The organism is Dietzia sp. B19, assembly GCF_014145155.1.
Lineage (GTDB): Bacteria > Actinomycetota > Actinomycetes > Mycobacteriales > Mycobacteriaceae > Dietzia > Dietzia natronolimnaea.
This window is the reverse complement of sequence record NZ_JAALED010000481.1, coordinates 1-2,552: the sequence shown is the minus strand read 5'-3', so window position 1 is coordinate 2,552 and position 2,552 is coordinate 1. Positions and strand designations below refer to the sequence as shown.

Here is a 2,552-nt window from a genome sequence, read left to right as displayed (position 1 = left end):
TTCGTCGGTCCCCAGGACCGCTCGGGCGAACTTGGCGTAGGCGTACGCGTCCTCCCGGGTGAGTCGACCGCCGGTCAGGACGCCCGTGCGACCGCGTGCGGCGGACAACCCCGCGGCGGCCGTGGCGAGCGCGGTGCTCCACGGGACCGGGACCAGGCCCCCGTCCCGGCCGCGGATCATCGGGGTGGTGAGGCGGTCGGGTTGCGTGGCGTAGGCGAAGGCCCACCGGCCCTTGTCGCAGTTCCACTCCTCGTTGACGTCCGGGTCGTCGCCGGCCAGCCTGCGCAGGACCTTCCCGCGGCGGTGGTCCGTCCGCTGCCCACAGCCGCTGGCGCAGTGCTCGCAGACGCCGGGGCTCGAGACCAGGTCGAAAGGGCGCGCCCGGAAGCGGTAGGCGGCACCGGTGAGCGCCCCGACGGGGCAGATCTGGACGGTGTTGCCGGAGAAGTAGGACTCGAAGGGCTCGTCCCCGAAGACGCCCACCTGCTGCTGGGATCCCCGTTCCATCAGGTCGATGAACAGGTCGCCCGCGATCTGGTCCGAGAACCGGGTGCACCGGGCGCACATCACGCACCGCTCGCGGTCGAGCAGGACCTGCGCCGAGATCGCGATGGGCTTGGGGAACGTGCGCTTGACCTCGGTGAACCGGGAGTGCCCGTGGCCGCTGGAGAGTGCCTGGTTCTGGAGCGGACACTCACCGCCCTTGTCGCAGACGGGGCAGTCCAGCGGGTGGTTGATCAGCAGGAGCTCCATGACCCCGCGTTGGGCCTTGTCCGCGATCTCGGAGGTGAACTGGGTGCGCACCACCATGTCCTCGGTGACCGGGGTGGTGCAGGAGGTCACGGGTTTGGGGGCGCCCTCGACCTCGACGATGCACTGGCGGCACGCGCCGGCCGGCTCGAGCAATGGATGGTCGCAGAACCGCGGGATCTGCACGCCGAGGCGTTCGGCGGCGCGGATCACCAGCGTGCCGGCGGGCACGGAGACCCGGCGACCGTCCACGGTGAGGGTGACCAGGTCCTCGTCCCCGTCGGGTTTCAGGTCTGCGACGGTGTCGTCGGCGCGCGGGGTGATCTTGTTGGGCACGCGGTCGTCGGGGGTCATCGGGCCACCTCCTCGGTCCGGGCGAAGACGGTCGAGCGGCTGTGATCGAAGGGACAACCGTCGGGGATGTGGGCCAGGTACTCGTCCCGGAAGAGCGCGATGGACGACATGATGGGAGCGCCGGCGGCGTCCCCGAGCGCGCAGAACGACTTGCCGACGATGTTGTCCGAGATGTCGAGCAGCCGGTCCAGGTCGCTCTCCCTCGCGGTGCCGTCGTCGAGCCTGCGCATGATCTGCACCAGCCAGAACGTGCCCTCACGGCAGGGTGTGCACTTGCCGCAGGACTCGTGGGCGTAGAACTCCGACCAGCGCAGCACGGCCCTCACCACGCAGGTCGTGTCGTCGAAGATCTGCAGCGCCTTGGTGCCGAGCATGGAGCCCTCGGCCGCGCATCCCTCGTAGTCCAGGGGCATGTCCAGCTGGGCGTCGGTGAGGATCGGGGTGGAGGAACCGCCGGGGGTCCAGAACTTGAGCGTGTGCCCCTGCCGGATGCCGCCGGCGTGGTCCAACAGTTCCCGCAGGGTGATGCCGAGGGGTGCCTCGTACTGGCCGGGCCGGGCCACATGCCCGGACAGCGAGTACAGCGTGAAGCCGGGGGACTTCTCCGAGCCCATCGAGCGGAACCACTCGGGCCCGTGGTGGAGGATCGACGGGACGCTCGCGATGGACTCGACGTTGTTGACCACGGTGGGACAGGCGTAGAGGCCGGCGACGGCCGGGAACGGGGGACGGAGCCGGGGCTGCCCCCGACGGCCCTCGAGGGAATCGAGGAGCGCGGTCTCCTCACCGCAGATGTAGGCCCCGGCGCCCGCGTGGACCACGATGTCCAGGTCGAAGCCGCTGCCCAGGATGTCGCGCCCCAGGAACCCGGCCTCGTACGCCTCGGCGACCGCGGTCTGCAGCCGTCTGAGCACCGGTACCACCTCGCCGCGCAGGTAGATGAACGCGTGGGACGCCCGGATGGCGTACGCCGCGATCACCATGCCCTCGATCAGCACGTGGGGCGTGGCCAGCATGAGGGGCATGTCCTTGCAGGTCCCGGGCTCGGACTCGTCGGCGTTGACCACCAGGTAGTGGGGCTTGGCGGCGGGGTCGGAGGCCTCGGGGTCCTCGGGGGCGTCGGGGCCGGGGGCCTGCGGGATGAAGCCCCACTTGCGGCCGGTGGGGAACCCCGCCCCGCCTCGACCGCGCAGACCCGCGTCGAGGACGGTGGAGATGACCTCGTCCGGGCCGGTGGCCAGGGCGCGTCGCAGACCCACGTAGCCGTCGTGGGCCAGATAGGTCTCCAGGGTCCAGCTCTCCGGGGCGTCCCAGTATCGGCTGAGGTACGGCGCGAGCGGCATGTCAGGCCTCCTCGTCGGTGGGAGCGGAGGGCTGGGACCCGGGCGCGCCGGCGTGGGTATCGGGCGCGTCGGGCGCGTGCATCCCGGCCGCCCTCGCGGCACGGA

2 protein-coding genes are annotated in these 2,552 nt (G+C 71.3%); both read right to left on the bottom strand.

Features of this window, described 5'->3' with window-relative positions; all coding sequences use genetic code 11:
- Positions 1–1,104, bottom strand: a 1,104-nt coding sequence (locus G6020_RS13300; RefSeq protein ID WP_241732709.1) for a 2Fe-2S iron-sulfur cluster-binding protein, incomplete at its 3' end; no start/stop codon positions are given.
- On the bottom strand, positions 1,101–2,447 hold the full coding sequence (nuoF, locus tag G6020_RS13295; RefSeq protein ID WP_182610946.1) for an NADH-quinone oxidoreductase subunit NuoF: 1,347 nt from the start codon (positions 2,445–2,447) through the stop codon (positions 1,101–1,103). The genes G6020_RS13300 and nuoF, both read right to left, overlap by 4 nt.
- Positions 2,448–2,552 lie beyond the last annotated feature (105 nt).

Bases quoted from the DNA above. Each gene is read 5' to 3' on its own strand.
- nuoF (WP_182610946.1), bottom strand. From the start codon at position 2,447: ATGCCGCTCGCGCCGTACCTCAGCCGATACTGGGACGCCCCGGAGAGC.